Consider the following 22,067-nt stretch of genomic DNA (forward strand, 5'->3'; position numbering starts at 1 on the left):
TCCGTACGGGCGACGGCGCCGCGGGCGGGGTGTGACGTGGTTCACGGGAACTCGGGCGCGGGCCGGTCCAGTGCTGATCATGAACCTCTCCTCGAAGTCCTCTCCCTCGTCCGTCCCGCCCGTCCTGTCCGTTCCGCCCGTCCCCGCCCGGACGGCGACGCGCCGTTCCGTGCTGCGTGGGCTCGGTGTCGCGACGGCCGCGGGTACCGCCGCGGTCTGCCTTCCGGCCGTCACGGCACACGCCGCTCCCGCAGGGCGCCGGACACCCGGCGCCTCCGGCACGTTCGCGCTCACCCTCGTCCACCTGGGCCGCGACGGCGTGCCGACCACCGACTACCGCACCCTGCTGACCGCGCTGTCCGGACCCGACGCCGGCAGCGGCCGGGAGGTGAAGGGATCGCCCGGTACCGTCACCCTCCAGGTGCCCGCCGGGCGGTACATGCTCGACGCCACCATCGCCACGAGGCCGGTGGGGGAGGGGAACTGGGGGAACGACTGGCTCGTCCGGCCCCGGCTGGACATCGACCGCGACACGACCCTCGTCCTCGACGCCCGGGTCGCGCGCCCGGTGGACATCCGGCCGCCGGTCGACGACGCCAGGTACGAGCAGACCGGGGCGTTCGCCGAGGTGACGTACGAGGGGTTCACCGCGGTCGCGAACCTGCTGTCGATGTCGCTCGACCTGCGGACGGCGCACCTGGGGCCGGCCGCCGAGCAGGGCTCCGTGCGGACCTGGGTCGACACGTACTGGCGCCGGCCGGCCGGCGTCTGCGCCCTCGGCTACGCCTTCCGGGGCGAGCGGGCCCTGACCGGCCTGGTCCGGCACCCCGCCCTCGCCGACCTGGCCACCCTGGTGGTGCGCGCCGGGGTGCCCGCGTCCGGCACCGGAACGGCCCTCGTCGAGTTCTCGCCCTCGGTGGGCGCCTCCCCGGCATTGGGGCTGGCGGTGCCGACGGGGGGCACCGGGACGTTCCTCCTCACGCCCGAGCGCGGCACCTGGGACCTCGTGTACGGCGCGCACACCGAGGAGGAGGGGCCCGCCAACAACTACTTCGTCCTCGGGCGCCCGTTCACGCCCGGCTCCACCACGGTGCACACCTTCGACGTCCCCGTCTTCGGCCCGGCCCTGGACAACTCGCCCGGCGCCCGGCCCGTCGCGCAGCGCACCGGCGACACCCTGGACCTGACGGTGCCGCTGCTCGCCGACGGCGACGGTCACACGCCGAGCTCGCCCCTGTTCACCGCGTCGACCGTCACGCTGCACCGCAACGGAACGCTGCTCGCGACCCGCCGCGGCGAGAAGCCGGGGCACGCCTCGTTCACGGTGCCGGCGGGGCGGGCCGCCTACCGGCTGACGGCGAGCGCGACGCGGCCGCGCGGGAGCGTCACGGCGGCGTGGACGTTCACCTCCGCCGCGACGGCCACCGCCACCGACCTCCCGCTGAGCGCCGTGCGCTTCGGCCCCGACCTCGCGCTCGACGGCATCGCCCCGGCCCACACCACGGGCCCGGTGGCTGTCACGGTGGAGGGCGCGGCCCGGACGTCGGGGGTGCGGTCGCTGACCGTGTCCGTGTCGACGGACCGGGGCGCCACCTGGACGAAGACGGCGGTGACCGGCGGGCGGATCACGGTGACGACGCCGGGGCCCGGCAAGGCGGTGTCGCTGCGCGCGGAGCTGACGGACGCGCAGGGCAACACCCTCACCCAGACCCACATCGACGCGTACGTCACGCGGGCCGCCACCGGGGCGCGCTGACGCCGGCTTCCCCGGGCGCCGGGCGGATCGCGAGCAGGCCGAAGGGTCGTTTCGGAGTGGTTCGAAGCGGCCCTTGGGCCGTTTCCGGGGGCCTCGTCGACCTCGTGGCGCCGAGGCATCGCGTGCTGCCGGCACGTGTTCGCGCCAACTGAACTGTTCAGTAGTCGAGTTGCTCCGTTCTGACCTATGTTCTAGGGGCCCGTACCGTTTCATGGTCCGCCAGGAGGTCCGATTGCAGCCCCGCGGCATACGCGTCCGTCGCTCTCCTCTGCTCGTCGCGCTCGGTCTCGGCTCGCTGATCGTGGGCCTCACCCCATGGCTCGGAGTGGCGAGTACGGGGGTGAGGAGCGGTCCGATACCCCGGCCGGTGCCGACGGCCCCCGCCCCGCCGGCGGCGAAGCCGGCGCCGCACCACGGTGTGGTCCCTGCGAACGCCCTGGAGCCGACGGCTCCCGTCCTCGCCCGGACCGGGTGGACCGTCACGGCGAGCGACGAGGAGTCCTCCGGCGAGAACGGCCGCGCGGCCAACGTCCTCGACGGCGACACGGCCACCATCTGGCACAGCAAGTGGACGGGCACCCCGGCCCCGCTGCCGCACACGCTCACCGTCGACATGCACCGCACGGCGGTGGTCTCGGCGCTCGTCTACCAGCCCCGCGTCGTCGGCACCAACGGGCGCGTCGGTGAGTACAGCATCAGCCTGAGCACCGACGGCCTGAACTGGGGCAGCCCCGTCGCCACCGGGACGCTCGCGGACGACGCCGTCGCCAAGACCCTCGGATTCGCCCCGCAGGGCGCGCGGTTCGTCCGGCTCACCGCCGTCACCGAGGCCGGCAACCGCGGTCCGTGGACCTCCGCCGCGGAGCTCAACCTCCTCGGTGACCCCGGAACCCCGGCGGCCACCGTCGACCTGCCCAGGACCGGATGGACGGCCACGGCGAGCGACGAGGAGACCCTCAAGGAGAACGGCCGCGCGGCCAACGTCCTCGACGGCGACGCCGGCACCTACTGGCACAGCAGGTGGTCCGGGACCCCGGCCCCGCTGCCGCACACCCTCACCGTCGACATGCACCGCACGGCGGCCGTCTCCGCGCTCGTCTACCAGCCCCGCAGGGACGGAGCCAACGGGCGCGCGGGCACGTACACCGTCACCACCAGCACCGACGGCACCGCTTTCGGCACCCCGGTCGCCTCGGGCACCTGGCGTGACGACGACACCGTCAAGACCGCCACCTTCACCCGCAAGGTCAACGCCCGGTTCATACGCCTGACCGTGTCCCGCGAGGCCGGCAACCGGGGGCCCTGGACCTCCGCCGCCGAGATACGCCTGAGCGGACCGGCCAACCCTGCCGTCCACGGCACCTGGAGCCGTGTCACCGGCTTCCCCCTGGTGCCGGTGGCCACCGCCGTCCTGCCGGGCGACAAGCTCCTGGCCTGGTCGGCGTACGCGATCGACCGCTTCGGCGGCAGCAACGGCTACACCCAGACCGCGATCATGGACCTCAGGACGGGCAGGGTCACCCAGCGCCGCATCGACAACACCGGCCACGACATGTTCTGCCCGGGCATAGCGATGCTCGCCGACGGCCGGGTCCTGGTCACCGGCGGCAGCAACGCCGACAAGGCGAGCATCTACGACCCGGCCACCGATGCCTGGTCCGCGACCACCAGCATGAACATCGCCCGCGGCTACCAGGCCATGACCCTGCTCTCCACCGGAGAGGCCTTCGTCCTCGGCGGATCCTGGAGCGGGGCCACGGGCGACAGGGCCGGCGAGGTCTGGTCCCCGGACACCCGCACCTGGCGCAAGCTCCCCGGCGTCCCCGCAGCCCCGGCGATGACGGCCGACCCCCGCGGCGCCTACCGCGCCGACAACCACATGTGGCTGTACGCGACCTCGGGCGGCAAGGTCCTCCAGCTCGGCCCGAGCAAGCGGATGAACTGGATCACGACCACCGGGAACGGCAGCATCACCTCCGCGGGCAACCGGGCCGACAGCCAGGACGCCATGACCGGCAACGCCGTCCCGTACGACATCGGCAAGCTGCTCACCCTCGGCGGCTCGCCCGCGTACGAGAAGACGCCCGCCACCCCGCGCGCGTACACCGTGAGCGTCGACGGCGATCAGGCCAGGGCGGTGCGCACGGGCGACATGGCCCACGCCCGCGCCTTCGCCAACAGTGTCGTCCTGCCCGACGGCAAGGTCGCCGTCTTCGGCGGGCAGTCGTACCCCCTGCCGTTCAGCGACGCCACGTCCGTGCTGACCCCCGAGCTGTGGGACCCGGCGACCGGACGCTTCACCCCCCTCGCCACCATGGGCATCCCGCGCAACTACCACAGCGTGGCGAACCTGCTGCCCGACGGGCGGATCTTCTCCGGCGGCGGCGGCCTGTGCGGCGACTGCGCCACCAACCACGCCGACGGGGCCGTGTTCACGCCGCCGTACCTGCTCAACGCGGACGGCTCGCCCAAGCCGCGTCCCGTCATCACCGGCGGCGTACCGCCCCGGGCCGCCGCCGGCACCTCGCTGACCGTCGGCACCGGGGGGCCGGTGGCCTCCTTCGTCCTGATGCGGGCCGCTGCCGCGACCCACTCCACGGACAACGACCAGCGGCGGGTCCCGCTGGCGTCCACGGCCGTGTCGCCCGGCTCGTACACGGTGTCCATCCCGGCCGACAAGGGCGTGGTCCTGCCCGGCACCTACATGCTCTTCGCCCTGGACGCCCAAGGGGTGCCGAGCACCGCCCGGTTCATCACCGTCACCTGACGGTTCGACAGCGCGGTACGGCCACGCGGTACGACAGCGGCGCCCGACCCCGGCACACCTGCCGCGGTCGGGCGCCGCTCCTCACCTCCGCAGCCGACCGCCGTGGCGCCCGGCGAGGGCCGCCAGCGCCGACGCCAGCAGGAACGCCGTCGCGGCGACGGCCGCCGACGCGTGCAGTCCGTCGACCGTGCCGCCCGCCGGGCCCAGGAGCGTGCCGAAGAGGGCCACCCCCAGTGCGCTGCCCACCTGGCGGGACACCTGGAACACCGCCGACGCCGTGCCCGCCCTGTCCGCGGGGCTCGCCTCCATGACGGCCACGGTGGCGGCGACCACGGTGACCGGTGTCGCGAGACCCGTCGCCATGAGCGCGAAGAGCAGCACCGGATACGGGGTGTCGGGACCGGCGGCCAGCCAGCCCAGGAACCCGGCGCTCCCGAGCAGCAGCGCCCCCGCCATCGGTGTGTACGGACCGCCGCGCGCGGTCAGCCGGCTCGACAGCGGCGCCGCGAGGAAGCCCATGCAGACCGACGGCAGCAGGGCGAACCCGGTGCCCAGCGCGCCGAGGCCCCGCTCCCGCTGGAAGTACAGCGTGACGACGAACAGCAGCCCGTAGTAGCCGAAGCTGAGCAGCAGGCCGACGAGGGTCGTCGCCGTGAGCCGCACCTCGCGGAAGAGCGACAGGGGCAGCAGCGGCTCCCTGCCCCCCGGTCGTACGGCCGAGCCCTTCTCCAGGCGCAGTTCGACGACGGCGAAGGCGGCCAGGCACCCGAAGCCGCCCCCGAACAGGGCCGGCACCACCGGCGAGGACCAGCCTGCGGAACCCGCCTCGTTCAGCGCGCCGGCCACGCCCAGCAGCCCGAGCACGCCGAGCAGCAGGCCGGCCGGATCCATCCGGCCCGGCCGTTCCCTCCGGCCGGGCGCCGGTACGTGACGCAACGTCAGCAGCACGGCCGCCGCGGCCACCGGCAGGTTCACCCAGAACACCGCGCGCCAGCCGAACCCGGAGACGAGGAGGCCACCGACCACGGGACCGGCGCCGAACGCGACCGCCGAGACGAGGCCCCAAAGCCCCACCGCCCGCGCACGCTGGGCCCGGTCGGGGTAGGCCGCCCGCACCAGGGCGAACGACGCCGGGACCAGCAGCGCGGCCCCGGCGCCCTGGGCCAGCCGGGCGGCGATCAGCGCCCCCGCCGAGGGTGCGAGCCCGCAGCCCGCCGAAGCGGCCGCGAAGACCCCGAGGCCCGACAGGAACAGCGTCCGGTGCCCGTAGCGGTCGCCGAGCCCGCCGCCGAGCAGCAGGAACCCGGCGAAGGACGCGCTGTACCCGTCGACGATCCACTGGAGGTCCGACGCGCCGGCGTCCAGCGCTCCCTGGACGGCGGGCACCGCCACGTTCACGACCGTGACGTCCAGCATCACCAGGAAGTACCCGAGGCTCAGCGCGATCAGCGGCGGGAGCGACAGGGGCGGGGAGCCCGGTGCCGGGGCGGCGGATCCGGCGGGTGTGCGGGCGGGGGAGGACGAGCGGTGCGTGGACGTCATGGGATCCAGTCTCGGCGCGCGACGCTTCGTCACCCGTCGAAGTGTCCCCGCAGTACGCTCAGTCGCATGGCAAGGACGACGACCGGCCGGGGCCGGGACCAGGTGCACCATCAGCCCGACATCGCCCGGGCCGCACAGCTGATCGCCGATCCGTCCCGCGCCCGGATGCTGAAGGCGCTCGGCGACGGCCGCGCACTCGCCGCCGGTGTGCTCGCCGCCGAGGCGGGGTGAGCGCCGCCACGGCGAGCGCCCATCTGGGCAAGCTCGTCGAGGCGGGGCTCGTAGGGATGGAGAGCGTCGGCCGGTGCCGCTACTACCGCCTGGCCGGCCCCGACGTCAGCCTCGCCCTGGAGGCGCTGGCCGTCATCGCGCCGCCCCTGCCGGTCACCTCGCTGCGCGCGAGCAGCACCGCCGGCGCGCTGCGCCGTTCCCGTACCTGCTACGACCATCTCGCCGGCCGGCTCGGTGTGGACCTGCTGGAGGCCCTGCTCCGGGGCGGCCTGCTCGCCGGACACGACGGCACCGGCCGGCCCGGGCGGCCGGTGCGCGACGGCGCGTCCGGGTACGGACACGACGTCGACTACCGCCTCACCGACACCGGCCGCGAGACGCTGGCCGGGTTCGGCGTCGACCTCGACCGGCTGCCGGCCCGCCGGCCGCCGATCCGGTACTGCGTGGACTGGAGTGAACAGCGGCACCACCTGGCGGGCGCGGTGGGCGCGGCGCTCACCGCACGGCTCTTCGCCCTGCGCTGGCTGCGCCACGGCTCGACCCCCCGGGTCGTCCACGTGACGGAGGACGGCTCCGAAGGCCTGGCCGCCACGTTCGGCCTGCGTCCTGCGGACCGACCCGGAGGGACCGACGCGCCCACCGTCCCTGAGGGGTCGTAGATTGGCGGAGACGGGTGTGATCGGCACCCGTACCGCACACAGCTCGGGAGTCCGTATGCACCGCTTCGATGTCGAGACCCTGACCGCGGGCCGGTGGCGGAACGGCGGCGGAGCCACCCGGGAGATCGTCTCGTGGCCGATGGGTGCCGAGGAGTTCCGCTGGCGGGCGAGTGTCGCCGACATCGACGGCGACGGGCCGTTCTCGGCGTTCCCCGGGGTCGACCGGACGCTCACCCTCCTCGCCGGCGACGGCGTCCGGCTGACCGCTCCCGGGGGGTTCGACCGGACGACGCGCGCGGAGGAGCCCCTCGCGTTCCCCGGCGACCTGGAGCCGGCCGCCGAGCTGCGCGGCGGGCCCTGCCGGGTGCTCAACCTCATGGTGCGGCGTGGCCGCGCGGAGGCCCGGGTGGAGCGGGTCACCGGGCCCGTCGTGCCGCCCGGCGGGCACGCCGGGGTGCTCTACGTGCTGCGCGGCCGGTGGCGGGCCGTGGACGGGCGGGTCGCCCTGGAGGCCGGGCAGGGCGTGTGGTGGGACGCGGACGACGCGGCGCCGGGCGGAGCGGTCGAGCCGCTCGCGCCCGGCGCCGCCGCCCTCTGGGCGGATGTCGCACCCGTGGGGTGAGGACGGGTCAGGCGACGGTCGCCGCGGTCCGGTCGCCGCCGTCGGTGTCCGCCGGGTGCACGGTCTCGGCGGGCGGGTCGGCGGTGCGGCGCACCCACAGCCAGTACAGGGCGGCGGTGACGGCCAGGCCCACGATCCACGAGATGTCGGCGCCGCCGAGCCTCTCGGTGATCGCGCCGGTGTAGAGCTTGGTGGCCAGGAACGGGATCTGCACGGCGACGCCCACGACGTAGCAGGTCAGCGCCGTGACGTTCCAGCGGCCGTAGCGGCCGCGCGGGTCGTACAGGGCGGGGATGTCGACGCGTTCGCGGGAGACCAGGTAGTAGTCGACCAGGTTGATCGCGCTCCACGGGGTGAACACCATCAGGATCAGGAGCACGAAGTTCTTGAAGTTGTTCAGGAAGTCGGCGCTGGCGGCGAGCGCGATGCCGATCGACACGGCGGTGAAGCCGACGATGGAGACGGCGCGGGCGGTCGCCGAGATCCGCGAGCGGCCGTCGAAGGCGGTGACGGTGGTCAGGATCGACATGAAACCGCCGTACGCGTTCAGGCAGTTGACCGTCAGCTTGCCGACGACGATCACCAGGTAGATGAGGAACGCGAGGGCCGCGGGGCCGGCCAGTTCGCCGAGGAAGCCGACCTGGTCGGTGAGGAAGGCCTTGCCCGCGACGGCCGCGGTGAGCGCCCCGAGCGTCATGGCCCACTGCGAGCCGATGACGGAGCCGGCGAACGTGGACCAGAACGTCGCGCGGGTGCTGGTGTCGCGCGGCAGGTAGCGCGAGTAGTCGGCGACGTACGGGCCGAAGGTCAGCTGCCATCCGGCGCCGAGCCCGACGGCGAGCAGGAACGTCGCCGCCTCGAAGCTCTTGGTCCCCACGTGCGCCCCGACGTCGTACTGGGTGAACAGCCGCACCAGCAGATAGCCGAGGCCCAGCACGCCGGCGACGGTGGCGACGCGGCCGGCGGCGTGGATGAGCCGGTAGCCGGTGACGGCGACCACGGCGGTCAGCACCCCGAAGACGAGGATGCCGACCCGTGTGTCGTCGACGTGCAGCATCGCGGACAGCGCCTGGCCGGCCAGCACGCTGCCGGTCGCGGCGAAGCCGAGGTACATGAGGATCACGAGCAGCAGCGGCAGGACGGCGCCGTGGACGCCGAACTGCGCGCGGCTGGAGATCATCTGCGGTACGCCGAGCCGCGGGCCCTGGGCGGAGTGCAGCGCCATCACGATGCCGCCGAGCACGTTGCCGAGGAGCAGGGCCGGTATCGCCCACAGCGCGTCGGCGCCGAAGACGACGGAGAGCGCGCCGTCGACGATCGCGGTGATCTGCATGTTGGCGCCGAACCACAGCGTGAACTGGCTGCGCGGCGTGCCGTGCCGCTCGGTGTCGGGAATGACCTCGATGGTGCGGCGCTCCATCGCGAGTCGCTCCCCGGAAGTGTGTTGGACCGGCATGGTGGAGACCTCTCCCCGCTGCGATTCCTGTGTGCCCGGACGGACCGCAGCCGTCGACCCGCACTGCGGTGCGCCGAATCTCGCATGGAGGCCAACAGGGATCAAGACTCTGAATGAACAATTTCAGTCAGTGGGACGGCTTCCGGTGCCGGGTCTCCGTGTCAGGCCACCCCCCTGATGCGGTGGACGAGGAGGCCGCCGACGAGGATGACCAGGGCCGCGGCGGAGTACAGGCCGGTGTAGCCGCCGAGGTGCGCGATGACCGGCGAGGCGAGGGCGGGGGCCAGGACCTGGGGTCCGGAGTTCGCGATGTTGATGACGCCGAGGTCCTTGGCGCGGTCGGCCGCCGCCGGCAGGACCTGGGTGACCAGGGCCTGGTCGACGGCGAGGTAGATCCCGTACCCCCCGCCGAGGACCGCCGCGGCGACGAGAGCGGACGGCCAGGTGTGGATCAGGGCGAGCAGCAGCGCGGCGGCTGCCATGACGAGCGAGCAGAGGACGACGAACCCCTTGCGGCGTCCGGCGCGGTCGGACAGCACCCCCACGGGGACGGCCGTGAGGGCCGCGCAGAGGGTGTAGACCACCGTCAGGATCAGTACGCCGGTGCCGGGGTCGTCGTGGTGGACCGCGTCGGCGAGGAAGTAGAACAGGTAGAGGGTGCCGAGGGCGTTGCCCAGGTTGATCAGGAACCGGGTGAGCCACGCCCAGCCGAAGTCGGGGTGCCGCCGGGGACTCACCCAGAAGGAGCGGGCGAAGGTGCGCGCGTCGAAGGCGGGCCGCAGCGCCCGGGGCAGGGCCGGCTCGGTCTGGCGCAGGGCGAAGGGGAGGGCGAGGGCGACGGTGAGCACGGCGAGCGTGACGTAGCCGGCCCCCACGCCGGTGACCAGGAGGGTCGTGATCAGCGCGCCCAGGACCAGGCCCACGGACTGCATGAGCCCCGTCCAGCCGGAGACCACCGCGCGCTGGGCGAGCGGCACGCGGTCGGCGATCGGGGTGGTGACGCCGGCCAGCATCGCGTTGAGGCCCAGTTGCGCGAGACACCAGCCGACGGCGACCCCCGCCACGGTGTGCTGCGAGGCGGTGACCACGAGGCCCGCCGCCCCGGTGAGGGCGCCGCCGACGATCCAGGGCCTGCGCCGCCCGAACCGGCTCGTGGTGCGGTCCGACCACGCGCCGGCGAGCGGGTTCGCGAGGACCGCGACGAGTGCGCCGAGACCGGTGACGAGCGACAGCGCGGTGTTCTTGTCGTCCGGGTCGATGTGCTCCAGCTGGAGCGGCAACAGGATCTGAATGGGCGTCATGAACGCCATGAAGACGGCGAGGGTGGCCAGCGAGAGGCTCGCCGTCCACCCGGCCTCGACCGGGACGGTGGGCTCGGCGAGGACGGCGGCGACGTCCTCGGCGGCCTCTTCCGCAGCGTGGGCCATGATGACTCCGTCGCTCAGGGCCGCTGGGAGGCGATCAGGTCGCGGTACCACGCGAAGCTCGCCCGGGGGGTGCGCTCTCCGGTGGCGAAGTCGACCTCGACCAGGCCGAAACGCTGGTGATAGCCCTCGGCCCACTCGAAGTTGTCGAGCAGGGACCAGGTGAAGTAGCCGCGCACGTCCACCCCCAGGGCCACGGCGTCCGCGACCGCGGTGATGTGGCCGGCGAGGTAGTCGACGCGCTCCGGGTCGTCGGTCCCGGCCGGGTGCGAGCAGCCGTTCTCGGTGATCCACACCGGCGGCAGGGCGTCGCCGTAGCGGTCCTTGAGGCCGGTGAGCAGCTCCGTGAGCCCTTCGGGGACGACCGGCCAGTCGAACGCGGTGCGCCGGTACGTCTCCTGAGGTTCGGTCAGGTCGAACGGCAGCCCGGCGGCGGGATCGGCCGGGGCGGTCACCCAGGTCGGGTTGTAGTAGTTGATGCCGATGCCGTCCAGCGGCGCGGAGATGATCTCCAGGTCCCCGTCGCGCACCACTCCTCCCCAGCTCGGGTCGGTCATCCCGTACGCGGAGAGGTCGGGGTAACGACCCCTGAGCACCGGGTCGTTGAAGAGGCCGTTGTGCAGGGCGTCGTACGCCGAGGCCGCCGCCGCGTCCCCGTCCGAGCGGGCGTCCGCGCGCAGTCGCACGGGCGTGCAGTTGTTGGCGATGAGCACCTGGGCGTCCGGGACGGCCGTCCGGAGCGCGGCGGTCGCGAGGCCGTGGCCGAGCAGTTGGTGGTGCGCGACGGGCAGCGCGTCCAGCATCAGGGCGCGGCCCGGGGCGTGGACCCCGAAGGCGTAGCCGAAGGCCATGTGGACGAACGGCTCGTTCAGGGTGATCCACCGCTTGACCCGGTCGCCGAGCCGCTCCGCCGTCACCGCCGCGAACTCGGCGAACCGGTACGCCGTCTCGCGGTTCAGCCAGCCGCCCTCGTCCTCCAGGGCCTGCGGCAGGTCCCAGTGGAAGAGCGTGGGCGTGGGCTCGATCCCCGCGTCGAGCAGCGCGTCGACCAGCCGGTCGTAGAAGTCGAGGCCGCGCGGCTCGACCTTGCCCGCGCCGCCGGGCAGGACGCGCGGCCAGGAGACCGAGAAGCGGTACGCGTCGAGCCCGAGCCCGCGCATCAGCGCGACGTCCTCGTCGAACCGGTGGTAGTGGTCGCAGGCGACCTCGCCGGTGTGGCCGTCGCGGACGGCTCCGGGGCGCCGTACGAAGGTGTCCCAGATCGAGGGTCCCTTGCCGTCCTCCTCGGCCGCGCCCTCGATCTGGTACGCGGCGGTCGAGGCGCCCCAGACGAAGCCGGCCGGGAGGCGGGGGAGTCGGGTGGGATCGGTGGGGCTGGAGGTCACGGATACCTGCCTTCGCTGCTGGCTCGCCGTCCGAGGTGGGCCGCAACGTAACATGAACACTCGTTCATGTTCTATGGCCGGGACCGGCCGGATTCACCCCTCCCCGGCGGCCAGTCGCTCGCGCAGGTCCTCCCAGTAGCGGTCCAGCATCCGCTTGAGCTCTTCGACGGTCTCCAGGTCCGGCTCGCCGCCCCCCTTGAACACCTCGTGCAGCACGGCGTTGGCCGCCCACACCACCATCCGCGTCGCCCGCCGCGCCCGCTCGCCGCCCTGCCCGCCGGTCAGGTGCTCCACGATGCGCAGCAGGCCCTCGGCGATGAGCGCGTTGCTCGCCTCGTCGGCCCGGGCGAGCTCGGGGCTGAGGTGCCGCCCGGCCCACAGCGCCATGCCGCCCGGCTGGGACCGGAACACCTCGCTGTAGACGTCGACCATCGTGCCGACCAGGTCGGTCAGTTCCCCCTCGACGGCCCGCTCGACCAGCTCGTCGATGGCGGTTCCGAAGGTCTCCAGGTACCGCCGGCCGAGCGCGTCCACGACGGCGCCCTTGTCCGGGTAGAACTGGTAGATGCTGCCGACCGGCACGCCCGCGTCCTCGGCGATCCGGCGCATCGTCAGCGCCTCGTACCCCTCCTGGGAGAGGAGCCGGTCGGCCGCGCCCAGGATGGCCTCGACCCGGGCCCTGCTGCGCGCCTGCTGCGGCTTCCTCCGCACGCGCGGCCGCGCGTCCGGCTCGGGCCGTGCCGCTTCTGTCGCCTCTGTCACCACGTGCTCCCGGTCGTCCGACGGGGGCCGAAGGTAGCACCCGGCCGCGCGCGGACCGGCACGCCCGTTTCTATCGCCAATCCGCGTTGTTCCTAGAATGGGCCGATGGAGGACATCGATGCGATCGCGGTGCTGCAGGATCCTGTACGGCGCCGTCTGTACGAGTACGTGGTGGCGCAGGGCCGCGAGGTCGGGCGCAACGAGGCCGCCGAAGGGGCCGGAGTGGCGCGGACGCTCGCCGCGCACCACCTGGACAGGCTGACCGAGGCCGGGCTCCTGGAGAGCGGCAGTCGTCGCCTCACGGGGCGCACGGGGCCGGGCGCGGGGCGGCCCGCCAAGGTGTACACGCGGGCGCCCGCCGAGCGCTCGGTGTCGCTGCCCGGCCGCGACTACCGCACCGCGGCCGAGCTGCTCGCCGAGGCGGCCGAGGAGGCCGGGCTCGACGCCGGGCTGTGCGCGGCGGCGCGCCGCCGGGGCGAGGCGCTGCGCGGCCCGGAGGGGCCCGGCTCCCTGGAGGGCGTCGTGGAGCTGCTGGCCGCCCGCGGCTACGAGCCCTACCTGGAGGACAGCGGGCAGGCGCCCGTCGTCCGGATGCGTAACTGCCCCTTCCATGCCGTCGCGGAACGCTTCCCGCCGCTCGTCTGCGGCATGAACCTCGCCCTCCTGGAAGGGCTCCTGGGCGCGGACGGGCCCGTCCGCGCCCGGATGGACGCCCGGCCGGGGGAGTGCTGCGTGGTGGTCGAGGATTCTAAAAACAACGCTCATTGACATAGAAAAGCGGGGCGTGCTGGGATGAGGGCATGACCACATCCACGCCCGCCCCGCACCTCGCCCAGCTCAACGTCGCCAGGCTCCGCTTCCCCCTCGACGACCCGCGCGTGGCGCCGTTCGTCGAGATGCTCGATCCCGTCAACGCCGCCGCCGACGCCGCGCCCGGCTTCGTGTGGCGGCTCGTGGAGGACGGGGAGGCGGACGCCACCGGCCTGCGCCCGCTCGGCGACGACGTGATCGTGAACCTGTCGGTGTGGGAGAACCAGGAGGCCCTGTGGGACTTCGCCTACCGCAGCGGGCACCTGGAGGTCATGCGCGGGCGCCGCGACTGGTTCCACCGGCACGTCGAGTCGCACCTGGTGCTCTGGTGGGTCCCCGCCGGGCACGTCCCCACCGTCGCCGAGGCCGTGGAGCGGCTGGCCGACCTGCGGACGAACGGGCCGTCCCCGCGCGCCTTCACGTTCGCCTCGTCCCACACCGCCGCCGAGGCCGCCGAGCACGCGCGGGGCGGGGAATCGGCGGCGGTCCGAGGCGGACCGTCCGCGACGGGCGCCGACCGGAGTCGGGCGTGACCGGAGTCGGGCGTGACCGAAGTCCGGCGTGACCGGAGTCGGGCGTGACCGGAGTCGGGCGTGACCGAAGTCCGGCGCCGGCCCGGAGCCGGAGGTCAGCCGAAGTCGGGGATCGGGTGCGCCGGGGCCAGGGCGGCGGCGATGCGCTGGGCGATCAGGTGCGCCGAGTGGCCGGCCGCGGCGTCCGGGCCGTTCGTGGTCGAGACCGCGATGGACAGCCGCTCGGACGGCAGGTACGCCTGGGACGCCGAGTACCCGAAGAACAAGGGGTGCTGGGACACCCAGTCGCCCAGGACGAGCACGCCCAGGCCGTAGTGGGTGGCCTCGGTCTGCGCGAGGCAGACCGTCGCCGGGCACGTGTCGGTGGCGTGGCCCAGGCCGACCGTCCCCGGGTTCAGGAACTCCCGGTAGGACGCCGGGGACAGCAGCCGGCCCGAGCCGATGCCGGCGGCCGAGCTCGCCAGGTCGCAGATGTCGGTGGTCTCCACCGCGCCCGGGGCCGTGGTCCACGAGGGGTTCCAGAAGCTGGACTCCTCGTAGGTGCCGCGGTCGGAGGTGAAGGCGTGCAGGGCGGGCTCGGGGATGTCGGGGGTGAAGCCGTTCCGGGTCTCGCGCAGGCGCAGCGGGCCCAGGACCTCCCGCTGGAGCAGGACGTCGAGACGGGTGCCGGTGATCTTCTCCAGGGCCGCACCCAGCAGCACGAAGTTGGCGTGCGAGTAGCTCCAGTCGGTGCCCGGCTCGTACCACCGATCCTGGCTCGTCGAGAGCCGCACGACCTCCTCGGCCGTCCACTGGCGGAACGGGTCCGCGGACACGGCCTGCTGGAACGCGGGCAGCCGCACGTAGTCGACGAGACCGGTGGTGGAGGCCGCCAGCATGCGCAGGGTGATCCGGTCGCCGTCCTTCAGACCGGGCAGCCAGCGGGCGACGGGGTCGTCGAGACGGACCGCGCCCCGGTCGACCAGGCGCAGCAGGGCCGTGCCCATGTAGCTGATCGCGATGTTGCCGTTGCGGAAGTGCATGGCGGGCGTCGCCGGCACGCCCGTCATCGACTCGCCGAGCGCGGTGGTCACGACCTCGCGGCCGCCGACGGTGACCCGCAGGATCACGGACTTGAGGTCCATCTCGGCCTTGGCCCGCTCGGCGATCCTCAGGACGTCGCGCGCCGGGCCGGCGTCGGGCAGGCGGGAGGCGACGCAGGCCCGGCGGTGGCCGGGGTCGCCCGCCGGGCCGGCCGCCGAAGCGGCGGGGGCGCCGAGCGTGACGAGCGCGACGAGGGCGGCGGCCGCGGCACGACGCGCCCTGGGCGTGGTACGGGGTGGTGTCATGGCCGGAGTATCGGCAGGTGGCGCCCGTGCGGCGGCGGAGGTGCGCCCGACCCGCGCGAACATCACCCGTCAGGCCCGCGCGGCGGACCGGGCCGCCGCCGCGCGGGGACGCGGCGGCGAGGCGTGCGGCCGCGGTCGTGGCGAGACGGGGAAGCGCGGCGGCGGGGCGCGGATCCCGGTCCGGTCAGCCGGCGGTGCCGTTCACCGCGTCCTCGATCAGGTCCACGACGGCCTTCGGCTGGGAGGCCAGGGAGGCGTGGCTCGCGTCGAGTTCGACGGTCCTGCGCGGGTTCATGCGCGCGGCCATGCGGCGCTCGTTGTCGGGGTGGATCATCCGGTCCTGGGTGGACACCTGGTACCAGACCGGCTTGGAGCGCCAGGCCGGCGCGGTGACCTTGTCGCCGAACGTCGAGCCGAGCGGGGCCTTCTGGGTGACGGCCATGACGAGGGCCTCGTCGGGGGCGAGGTCCTGGGCGAAGCTCTCGTGGAACTTGTCCCGCGCGATCCAGAGGTAGCCGTCGGAGTCGGGGGCGATGTTCGCGACGGCGGCCGGCGGCATCTCCTCGGTGATGCCGCCCGGGCTCTCCCCGGCGTCGGGCGCGAAGGCCGCGATGTAGACGAGTGCGGTGACGTTGGGCAGGTCGCCCGCCTCGGTGATGACGGCGCCGCCGTACGAGTGGCCCACGAGGACGACGGGGCCGGCGACCGTCCGGGGGCGGGGCGTCACGGCGACGTGCCGGGAGTCGACCTCCACGGGGCGGGAGCCCGCCCCGCGCGGCGGGAGAGGGACGCGCGGCCGGAGGCGAGCGGGGACATGCGGGCTCCTCGAGCGTGGGGGAATCGCTGAGAGCGAGTCTGCTGCGCCGCGACCGGCGTGGCGGGGTGCGCGGTCCAAGGGGGTGACCTCACCACGCCCGACGGCACCACGGCCTCCCTCAGCGGTGTCCGACCAGGTCGTGGGTGAGCCGCATCAGGCGCTCGCGCGCCTCAGTGTCGTAGGCCTGCTCATGGGCCCGCGCCTCGGTGAAGCGGTCGAAGTATCGCCCCGTGACCGTGGCCAGCTCCGGGTCCAGGAGGAGCCGTACGGTCGGGCGGACGCCCTCCTCCGTGGTGATGACGGGAGTGAGCCCGTAGGCGCGGACGCCGGGCGTGTCCATGAGATGGGCCGGGTGGAGGGCGTTCACCGTGACTCCGGTGCCCTCCAGTTCGGCGCCCAGCTCGAAGGTCGCCATGATCATGGCCAACTTGCTCCGGCAGTAGGCGCGCAGCCCTTCGTAGTCGCGCTCCAGCATCACGTCGTCGAAGTCGACGGCATCCTGTCCCATCGAGGCGACGTTGACGACCCGCGCCGGAGCCGAGGCGGTGAGCAGCGGCAGCAGGGCGCGGGTGAGCGCGTACGGTGCCAAGTGGTTGACCGCGAAGCGGAGTTCATGGCCCTGACCGCTCAGCTCCCGGACGAGCGGCCGTGAGCCGCCCCCGGCCACCGCGTTGTGGATCAGGCCGTCGAGGCGCGGCTCCGCCGCCCGGATCCGTGCCGCCATCGCGTGCACCTGGTCCAGGTCGGAGAGATCGGCGAGATACGTGCGGACCGCGGTGCCGGGGCCCGCTTCCCGGACTTCGGCGGCCACGGCCGCCAGTCGTTCGGCGTTCCGGCCGTGCAGGAGGAGCGTGCCGCCGAGGGGCGCCAGGTCGAGCGCGAGCGCGCGTCCCATCCCGTGGGTGACGCCGGTGATCAAAGTGGTGCGCTGGTTCATGGCGACCACGGTGGATCACCCGGCGCCCCGCCGACAGTGCGTACCGCTCCTGGTGTCGGCACCACCAGGCTCCGGCACGGGACGCGGTCGCGGGAGTCCCGGCCGGGCCTCCCGCGACGGCCCGGACTCAGCGCAGGTCGAACCGGTCCAGGTTCATCACCTTGTCCCACGCGGCCGCGAAGTCGCGCGCGAACTTCTCGCCCGCGTCGGCGGACGCGTACACCTCCGCGAGAGCCCGCAGCTGGGAGTGCGAACCGAAGACGAGGTCGACCGGGGTGGCGGTCCACCGCACCTCGCCCGTCGTCCGGTCGCGGCCCTCGAAGACGTTCTCCTCGGACGTCGACGCCTTCCACTCCGTGCCCATGTCGAGGAGCCCGACGAAGAAGTCGTTGGTCAGCGACTCCGGCCGGTCCGTGAAGGCCCCGTGCGACGACCCCCCGAACCCGGTGCCGAGCACCCGCATGCCGCCGACGAGCACCGTCATCTCGGGCGCGGTCAGCGTCAGCAGATTGGCGCGGTCGAGGAGCAGGGTCTCCGGCGACAGCTTCTCGCCCGCCCGCAGGTAGTTGCGGAAGCCGTCCGCCCGGGGTTCGAGCACCGCGAACGACTCCACGTCGGTCTGCTCCTGCGAGGCGTCCGTGCGCCCCGGCGCGAACGGGACCGTGACGTCGTACCCGGCGTTCTTCGCGGCCCGCTCCACGGCCGCGCACCCGCCGAGGACGATCAGGTCGGCGAGCGAGATCCGCGCCCCGCCGGCCGACTCCAGGTCCGCGCGGATCCCTTCGAGGGTCTCGACCGTCCGTGCCACCTCGGGAAGGTCGTTGACCTCCCAGTCCTTCTGCGGGGCGAGCCGGATCCGCGCCCCGTTGGCGCCGCCGCGCTTGTCCGTGCCGCGGAAGCTCGCCGCCGACGCCCAGGCGGTGGTGACGAGCTGCGCGAGGGAGAGCCCCGAGTCGAGGATCCGGGCCTTGAGCGCGGTGACGTCCGCCTCCCCGACCAGCGCGTGGCCGACCGCGGGGACGGGGTCCTGCCAGAGCTGCGGCTCGGGGATCCACGGGCCCAGGTAGCGGGAGAGGGGGCCCATGTCGCGGTGCAGCAGCTTGTACCAGGCCTTCGCGAACGCGTCCGCGAGCTGGTCCGGGTTCTCGTGGAAGCGCTTCGCGATCGGCGCGTAGACCGGGTCGAGCCGCAGCGACAGGTCCGTCGTGAGCATCATCGGCGCGTGCCGCTTCGACGGATCGTGCGCGTCGGGCACCGTGCCCTGCGCCGACGTGTCCTTGGGGGTCCACTGCTGGGCGCCCGCGGGGCTGGTGGTCAGCTCCCACTCGTACCGGAAGAGGTTGTCCAGATAGCCGTTGTCCCACTTCGTCGGCTCGGTGGTCCAGGCCCCTTCCAGCCCGCTGGTGAGCGCGTCGACGCCCTTGCCGCTGCCGTACGCGTTCCGCCAGCCGAGCCCCTGCTGCTCCATCGGCGCGGCCTCCGGCTCCGGGCCGACGTACTCCGGGTCCACCGCGCCGTGACACTTGCCGAAGGTGTGGCCACCGACGATGAGCGCGACGGTCTCCTCGTCGTTCATCGCCATGCGCGCGAACGTCTCCCGGATGTCCCGGGCGGCGGCGACCGGATCCGGGTTGCCGTTCGGGCCCTCCGGGTTGACGTAGATCAGCCCCATCTGCACGGCGCCGAACGGACCGGTCAGCTGCCGGTCGCCGCTGTAGCGCTCGTCACCGAGCCAGGTGTCCTCGGGACCCCAGAAGATCTCCTCGGGCTCCCAGACGTCGGGGCGTCCGAAGCCGAACCCGAAGGTTCTGAACCCCATCGACTCCATGGCGCAGTTGCCCGCGAAGACCAGCAGGTCGGCCCAGGAGATCTTCCGCCCGTACTTCTGCTTGACCGGCCACAGCAGCCGGCGCGCCTTGTCGAGGCTCGCGTTGTCCGGCCAGCTGTTGAGCGGGGCGAAGCGCTGGGCGCCCTGGCCGCCACCGCCCCGGCCGTCCGCGATGCGGTACGTCCCCGCGGCGTGCCAGCTCATCCGGATGAAGAGGGGCCCGTAGTGGCCGTAGTCGGCGGGCCACCACTCCTGCGAGTTCGTCATCACCTCGAAGACGTCCCGCTTCAGGGCGTCGACGTCGAGGCCGGCGAACTCCTTCGCGTAGTCGAACTCCTCGCCCATCGGATCGGACAGGGGCGAATGCTGGTGGAGGACCTGGAGGTCCAGCTGGTTCGGCCACCAGTCCGTGTTGGTCTTGGGCCGGGTCTCGGTCGGGGTGGGTGCGGGAATCGCCGGGTTCTCGCTGTCGCTGCCGGGCACGTGGGTCCTTCTTCCGCTCATCGTGACGGTTTCGGCGTCCGTCATGCTCGCGCACGGCGGACCGCGCGACCGTGAGAACACGCAGAGCAACGCCAACCGACGGAAATGATCGGAAGGAGGGAATTTCCGACCATCCGGCCGGGTCGCGTCGCCGGGCGCGTGCACGCTTTCGCTCAGGCCCGCTTCGCCGGGCGCGTGCCCCTCCCGCTCCGCGTCACCCAGGTGACGCGCGACCGGCCCCGGCCGGTACCTCCAGCTCGAACCAGACGGCCTTCCCGCTGTCCCGGGGGAGGCAGCCCCAGGCGTCCGAGAGCCGGCCGAGGAGGTACAGGCCGTGCCCGGAGGGGCGGTCGGGGTGGTGCCGCCCGTGGGGCCGGGGCCGCACCGGACTCGTGTCGCTGACCTGCACCCACAGGCGGCCGCCCGTGCGGTCGAGCTGCAGTTCGTACGGGACGCCACCGTGCGTGAGCGCGTTCGTGACGATCTCGGACACCAGCAGCAGCGCGTCCTCGGCGGCGACCTCCCCGGGCGCGCCCCCGGCCCCGAACCACTCGCTCAGGGCCCGCTGCGTGTGCTCACGGCACTCCCGCACGACCCCGTCACCCGCGGCCAGCTCGTACCGGCGTGTACGCGTGGTCGGGGGCCCCGTGCGCGGAATGGTCATACGTGGCGGCTGCCCCGCCAGGGCCGGGCGAATCATGCCGGACGCGGGTTCCCGCCGAGCGCCGTGCCGGTGTCCTCGTACACCGGGAAGAGCCGCAGGGCCCCGGTGATCTGGAAGACGCGGTCCACCGGCGGCCGCAGTCCGGCGAGGTCGACGTGACCGCCTTCGGCGAGCAGTCGCAGACGGGTCCGCAGGAGGATGTTCAGTCCGGTCGAGTCGCAGAACCGCAGGCCCGAGCAGTCCACGACGACGCGGACGGCCCCGGAGGCCGCCTCCAGCGCGTTCCGGAGGGGTTCCGCCGTGTCGTGGTCGAGCTCGCCGTCGAGCGACACGACGACGGTGCCGGGCCACCGCCCGCGCAGGACCTCCACGAGGAGCCGGTCCGTCCGCGCAGCCCCCGGTGTTCCCGTCCGGCCGCCCGCGTCCATGGTGCTCACCCGTCTCCTCGCACGTGTTGCGCAAGCTCGTACCGGGTGCCCCTGCCCGGTTCCGCCGCGGGGATGCCTCCGTCTCGCGCCGGGGCCGGGATCCCGTGGTCAGCCGCTCGGGCAGTCCGTCGCGGGGTCGTCCTGGAGGAGACCGTTCCTGAGGTCGCCGAGGATGCGGGTGAGGAGTCGCGAGACGTGCATCTGGGAGAGGCCGACCCGGTCGCCTATCTCCGCCTGGGTGAGTTCCTGGCCGAAGCGGAGTTCCAGGATGTGCCGGTCGCGGTCGTCGAGCCGGGCGAGCAGGGGCCGCAGGGCCGTCAGCGACTCGATCAGTTCGTACGAGGGCTCCGTCTCGGCCAGACGGCGGGCGCCGGAGCCGGGGCCCGCGGTCTCGTCGTCGGCGGGGACGTCCAGGGACCGGGCCGCGTAGCCGTGGGCGGCGAGCTGGCCCTCCGCGACCTCCTCCTCCGTGAGGTGCAGCTCCGCGGACAGCTCCGCACGGGTGGGGCGGCGGCCGAGGCTCTGCTCCAGGGCGTCCGAGGCCTTCGCGAGGTCGATGCGGAGCTCCTGGAGCCGGCGGGGGACGCGCACCGCCCAGCTGGTGTCCCGGAAGAAGCGCTTCATCTCACCGACGACGGTCGGGAGGGCGAAGGCGGAGAAATCGACGGCACGGTCGGGGTCGAAGCGGTTGATCGCCTTGATCAGGCCGATCGTGCCGACCTGGATGATGTCCTCCGCGGGCTCGGCACGGTTCCGGAACCTGCGGGCCGCGAACTTCACGAGGCTGAGGTTCAGCTCCACCAGCGTGTTGCGGACGTACGCGTACTCCGGGGTCCCCTCCTCCAGCTCCCGGAGCCGGGCGAACAGCGCCACGGACAGCGTCCGGGCGTCGTCCGTGGAGACGGCCGTGGGGCGGATCGGCTCGGGAAGCCCGTCCAGCGCCCGGCGGCGCGTCGAGGCACCGGGCGCGACGGACGTGGCCCCGGATCGCGGGGCGGGGGCGGTGGTGGGCGAGAGCGCGGAGCGGTCTCCGGCGGTGGGCATAAGGGCTCCTTCGACGGTGGCGAGGGGCCTGCGCCGCAGCCAGGGAGCGGCGGCGGGGGTCCGTCGGTCGAGCGTCCTGCCCTAAGGATGCCCTTCTTGGACTGGTTTGACACGATTGTCGTGAGAACTCGCGGTGGTGCGACGCGCTCGCGTCGGCCCCCGGTGATCGGGAGGAGGTGTCCGCGATGGACGAGGCCCGGCTCACGGCACACGAGCGGCGCGTTCTGGCGGAGATCGAGGAAGCACTGGAACGGGACGAGGCGCTCGCGCGCAGGCTGCGCACGATGAGGCGGCCCCCGCACCTGTCCGCGCCCTCCATCGCCGGAGCCCGCCGCCGCCTTCCCTCCCTCGGCGTCGCCGCGCTCGGCGTCATGACCCTCGCCCTGCTCGTGCTCGCCGTCGCCACCGGGGCGCCGGCGCTCATCTGGGCGTTCGCCGCCGTGTGGGTGCTGACCCTGCTCGGCACGCTGATCCTGGTCGTCCGCCGCATACGGCGACGGGGGACGGGAACGCGGCCGGAGACGTGAGGTATCGGGTCCGGAACTCCCGGACATCACGTGCCGCCGCCCCGGACAGCGTCCGGGGCGGCGG

The 22,067-nt window shown here is 73.7% G+C and carries 20 protein-coding genes; 8 read left to right on the forward strand and 12 right to left on the reverse strand.

What is annotated here, in order from left to right:
- Nucleotides 1–79: 79 nt before the first annotated feature.
- On the forward strand, nt 80–1,756 hold the full coding sequence (locus tag ACN9MM_RS32765) for a serine protease (protein ID WP_426367333.1): 1,677 nt from the start codon (nt 80–82) through the stop codon (nt 1,754–1,756).
- A 232-nt stretch (nt 1,757–1,988) separates the two neighbouring features.
- Complete coding sequence (locus ACN9MM_RS32770; protein ID WP_426367334.1) at nt 1,989–4,523, forward strand: discoidin domain-containing protein; 2,535 nt, start codon at nt 1,989–1,991, stop codon at nt 4,521–4,523.
- Nucleotides 4,524–4,604: 81 nt separating this feature from the next.
- Here ACN9MM_RS32770 and ACN9MM_RS32775 read toward each other — a convergent pair whose 3' ends face one another.
- Nucleotides 4,605–6,065 carry an MFS transporter gene (locus ACN9MM_RS32775; protein ID WP_426367335.1) on the reverse strand — a complete coding sequence of 487 codons (1,461 nt, stop codon included), beginning with the start codon at nt 6,063–6,065 and terminating at the stop codon, nt 4,605–4,607.
- Nucleotides 6,066–6,131: 66 nt separating this feature from the next.
- Between ACN9MM_RS32775 and ACN9MM_RS32780 the strand changes: the two genes are divergently transcribed.
- The 3 genes from ACN9MM_RS32780 to ACN9MM_RS32790 are packed head-to-tail and all read left to right on the forward strand — an operon-like array spanning nt 6,132 to nt 7,577.
- Nucleotides 6,132–6,296, forward strand: a complete 165-nt coding sequence (locus tag ACN9MM_RS32780) for a hypothetical protein (protein ID WP_426367336.1) — start codon at nt 6,132–6,134, stop codon at nt 6,294–6,296.
- Nucleotides 6,293–6,955: an ArsR/SmtB family transcription factor gene (locus ACN9MM_RS32785; RefSeq protein WP_426367337.1), complete on the forward strand. Its 663-nt coding sequence runs from the start codon at nt 6,293–6,295 to the stop codon at nt 6,953–6,955. The genes ACN9MM_RS32780 and ACN9MM_RS32785 overlap by 4 nt, the downstream gene beginning before the upstream one ends.
- Before the next feature lie 55 nt (nt 6,956–7,010).
- Nucleotides 7,011–7,577, forward strand: a complete 567-nt coding sequence (locus ACN9MM_RS32790) for a HutD/Ves family protein (RefSeq protein ID WP_426367339.1) — start codon at nt 7,011–7,013, stop codon at nt 7,575–7,577.
- Between the two features lie 7 nt (nt 7,578–7,584).
- On the opposite strand, the gene ACN9MM_RS32795 is transcribed toward ACN9MM_RS32790, so the two are convergent.
- The 4 genes from ACN9MM_RS32795 to ACN9MM_RS32810 all read right to left on the reverse strand — a co-directional run bounded on the left by ACN9MM_RS32795 (nt 7,585) and on the right by ACN9MM_RS32810 (nt 12,604).
- A complete protein-coding gene (locus ACN9MM_RS32795) occupies nt 7,585–8,997 on the reverse strand; it encodes a purine-cytosine permease family protein (RefSeq protein ID WP_426367340.1) in 1,413 nt (470 codons plus the stop codon).
- A gap of 197 nt (nt 8,998–9,194) precedes the next feature.
- On the reverse strand, nt 9,195–10,460 hold the full coding sequence (locus ACN9MM_RS32800) for an MFS transporter (RefSeq protein WP_426367341.1): 1,266 nt from the start codon (nt 10,458–10,460) through the stop codon (nt 9,195–9,197).
- A 14-nt stretch (nt 10,461–10,474) separates the two neighbouring features.
- Complete coding sequence (locus tag ACN9MM_RS32805; RefSeq protein WP_426367342.1) at nt 10,475–11,842, reverse strand: GH1 family beta-glucosidase; 1,368 nt, start codon at nt 11,840–11,842, stop codon at nt 10,475–10,477.
- 93 nt (nt 11,843–11,935) lie between these two features.
- Entirely contained in the window at nt 11,936–12,604 is a 669-nt protein-coding gene (locus ACN9MM_RS32810; protein ID WP_426367343.1) for a TetR/AcrR family transcriptional regulator, read from the reverse strand.
- Nucleotides 12,605–12,709: 105 nt separating this feature from the next.
- Here ACN9MM_RS32810 and ACN9MM_RS32815 point away from each other — a divergent pair, with 105 nt between their 5' ends.
- Together ACN9MM_RS32815 and ACN9MM_RS32820 are read left to right on the forward strand one after the other, a co-directional pair.
- Nucleotides 12,710–13,372 (forward strand): helix-turn-helix transcriptional regulator, encoded by a 663-nt coding sequence (locus ACN9MM_RS32815; RefSeq protein ID WP_426367344.1) that lies wholly within the window; start codon nt 12,710–12,712, stop codon nt 13,370–13,372.
- Between the two features lie 32 nt (nt 13,373–13,404).
- A complete protein-coding gene (locus tag ACN9MM_RS32820) occupies nt 13,405–13,947 on the forward strand; it encodes a DUF3291 domain-containing protein (protein ID WP_426367345.1) in 543 nt (180 codons plus the stop codon).
- Between the two features lie 95 nt (nt 13,948–14,042).
- Here ACN9MM_RS32820 and ACN9MM_RS32825 read toward each other — a convergent pair whose 3' ends face one another.
- From ACN9MM_RS32825 to ACN9MM_RS32855, 7 genes are all read right to left on the reverse strand, one after another.
- Complete coding sequence (locus ACN9MM_RS32825) at nt 14,043–15,275, reverse strand: serine hydrolase domain-containing protein (protein WP_426367346.1); 1,233 nt, start codon at nt 15,273–15,275, stop codon at nt 14,043–14,045.
- Nucleotides 15,276–15,459: 184 nt separating this feature from the next.
- Nucleotides 15,460–16,029, reverse strand: coding sequence for an alpha/beta hydrolase (locus tag ACN9MM_RS32830; protein ID WP_426367347.1), 570 nt, complete (start codon nt 16,027–16,029; stop codon nt 15,460–15,462).
- A 181-nt stretch (nt 16,030–16,210) separates the two neighbouring features.
- Nucleotides 16,211–17,029, reverse strand: coding sequence for an SDR family NAD(P)-dependent oxidoreductase (locus tag ACN9MM_RS32835; protein WP_426367348.1), 819 nt, complete (start codon nt 17,027–17,029; stop codon nt 16,211–16,213).
- A gap of 127 nt (nt 17,030–17,156) precedes the next feature.
- Nucleotides 17,157–19,361 carry a catalase/peroxidase HPI gene (katG, locus tag ACN9MM_RS32840; protein WP_426368886.1) on the reverse strand — a complete coding sequence of 735 codons (2,205 nt, stop codon included), beginning with the start codon at nt 19,359–19,361 and terminating at the stop codon, nt 17,157–17,159.
- Between the two features lie 193 nt (nt 19,362–19,554).
- Entirely contained in the window at nt 19,555–20,004 is a 450-nt protein-coding gene (locus tag ACN9MM_RS32845) for an ATP-binding protein (RefSeq protein WP_426367349.1), read from the reverse strand.
- A gap of 32 nt (nt 20,005–20,036) precedes the next feature.
- Nucleotides 20,037–20,432 carry an STAS domain-containing protein gene (locus ACN9MM_RS32850; protein WP_426368887.1) on the reverse strand — a complete coding sequence of 132 codons (396 nt, stop codon included), beginning with the start codon at nt 20,430–20,432 and terminating at the stop codon, nt 20,037–20,039.
- 108 nt (nt 20,433–20,540) lie between these two features.
- Nucleotides 20,541–21,476, reverse strand: a complete 936-nt coding sequence (locus ACN9MM_RS32855) for a SigB/SigF/SigG family RNA polymerase sigma factor (RefSeq protein ID WP_426367350.1) — start codon at nt 21,474–21,476, stop codon at nt 20,541–20,543.
- A 185-nt stretch (nt 21,477–21,661) separates the two neighbouring features.
- Between ACN9MM_RS32855 and ACN9MM_RS32860 the strand changes: the two genes are divergently transcribed.
- Nucleotides 21,662–22,003 (forward strand): DUF3040 domain-containing protein, encoded by a 342-nt coding sequence (locus ACN9MM_RS32860; RefSeq protein ID WP_426367351.1) that lies wholly within the window; start codon nt 21,662–21,664, stop codon nt 22,001–22,003.
- The last annotated feature ends 64 nt before the right edge of the window (nt 22,004–22,067 follow it).

This window comes from Streptomyces sp. E-08 (genome assembly GCF_049913095.1).
GTDB lineage: Bacteria > Actinomycetota > Actinomycetes > Streptomycetales > Streptomycetaceae > Streptomyces.

Coding starts and splice junctions, on each gene's coding strand:
- ACN9MM_RS32765 (WP_426367333.1), top strand. CDS start 80: ATGAACCTCTCCTCGAAGTCCTCTCCCTCGTCCGTCCCGCCCGTCCTG.
- ACN9MM_RS32775 (WP_426367335.1), bottom strand. CDS start 6,065: ATGACGTCCACGCACCGCTCGTCCTCCCCCGCCCGCACACCCGCCGGA.
- ACN9MM_RS32780 (WP_426367336.1), top strand. CDS start 6,132: ATGGCAAGGACGACGACCGGCCGGGGCCGGGACCAGGTGCACCATCAG.
- ACN9MM_RS32790 (WP_426367339.1), top strand. CDS start 7,011: ATGCACCGCTTCGATGTCGAGACCCTGACCGCGGGCCGGTGGCGGAAC.
- ACN9MM_RS32795 (WP_426367340.1), bottom strand. CDS start 8,997: ATGGAGCGCCGCACCATCGAGGTCATTCCCGACACCGAGCGGCACGGC.
- ACN9MM_RS32800 (WP_426367341.1), bottom strand. CDS start 10,460: ATGGCCCACGCTGCGGAAGAGGCCGCCGAGGACGTCGCCGCCGTCCTC.
- ACN9MM_RS32815 (WP_426367344.1), top strand. CDS start 12,710: ATGGAGGACATCGATGCGATCGCGGTGCTGCAGGATCCTGTACGGCGC.
- ACN9MM_RS32820 (WP_426367345.1), top strand. CDS start 13,405: ATGACCACATCCACGCCCGCCCCGCACCTCGCCCAGCTCAACGTCGCC.
- ACN9MM_RS32825 (WP_426367346.1), bottom strand. CDS start 15,275: ATGACACCACCCCGTACCACGCCCAGGGCGCGTCGTGCCGCGGCCGCC.
- ACN9MM_RS32835 (WP_426367348.1), bottom strand. CDS start 17,029: ATGAACCAGCGCACCACTTTGATCACCGGCGTCACCCACGGGATGGGA.
- katG (WP_426368886.1), bottom strand. CDS start 19,361: ATGAGCGGAAGAAGGACCCACGTGCCCGGCAGCGACAGCGAGAACCCG.
- ACN9MM_RS32845 (WP_426367349.1), bottom strand. CDS start 20,004: ATGACCATTCCGCGCACGGGGCCCCCGACCACGCGTACACGCCGGTAC.
- ACN9MM_RS32850 (WP_426368887.1), bottom strand. CDS start 20,432: ATGGACGCGGGCGGCCGGACGGGAACACCGGGGGCTGCGCGGACGGAC.
- ACN9MM_RS32855 (WP_426367350.1), bottom strand. CDS start 21,476: ATGCCCACCGCCGGAGACCGCTCCGCGCTCTCGCCCACCACCGCCCCC.
- ACN9MM_RS32860 (WP_426367351.1), top strand. CDS start 21,662: ATGGACGAGGCCCGGCTCACGGCACACGAGCGGCGCGTTCTGGCGGAG.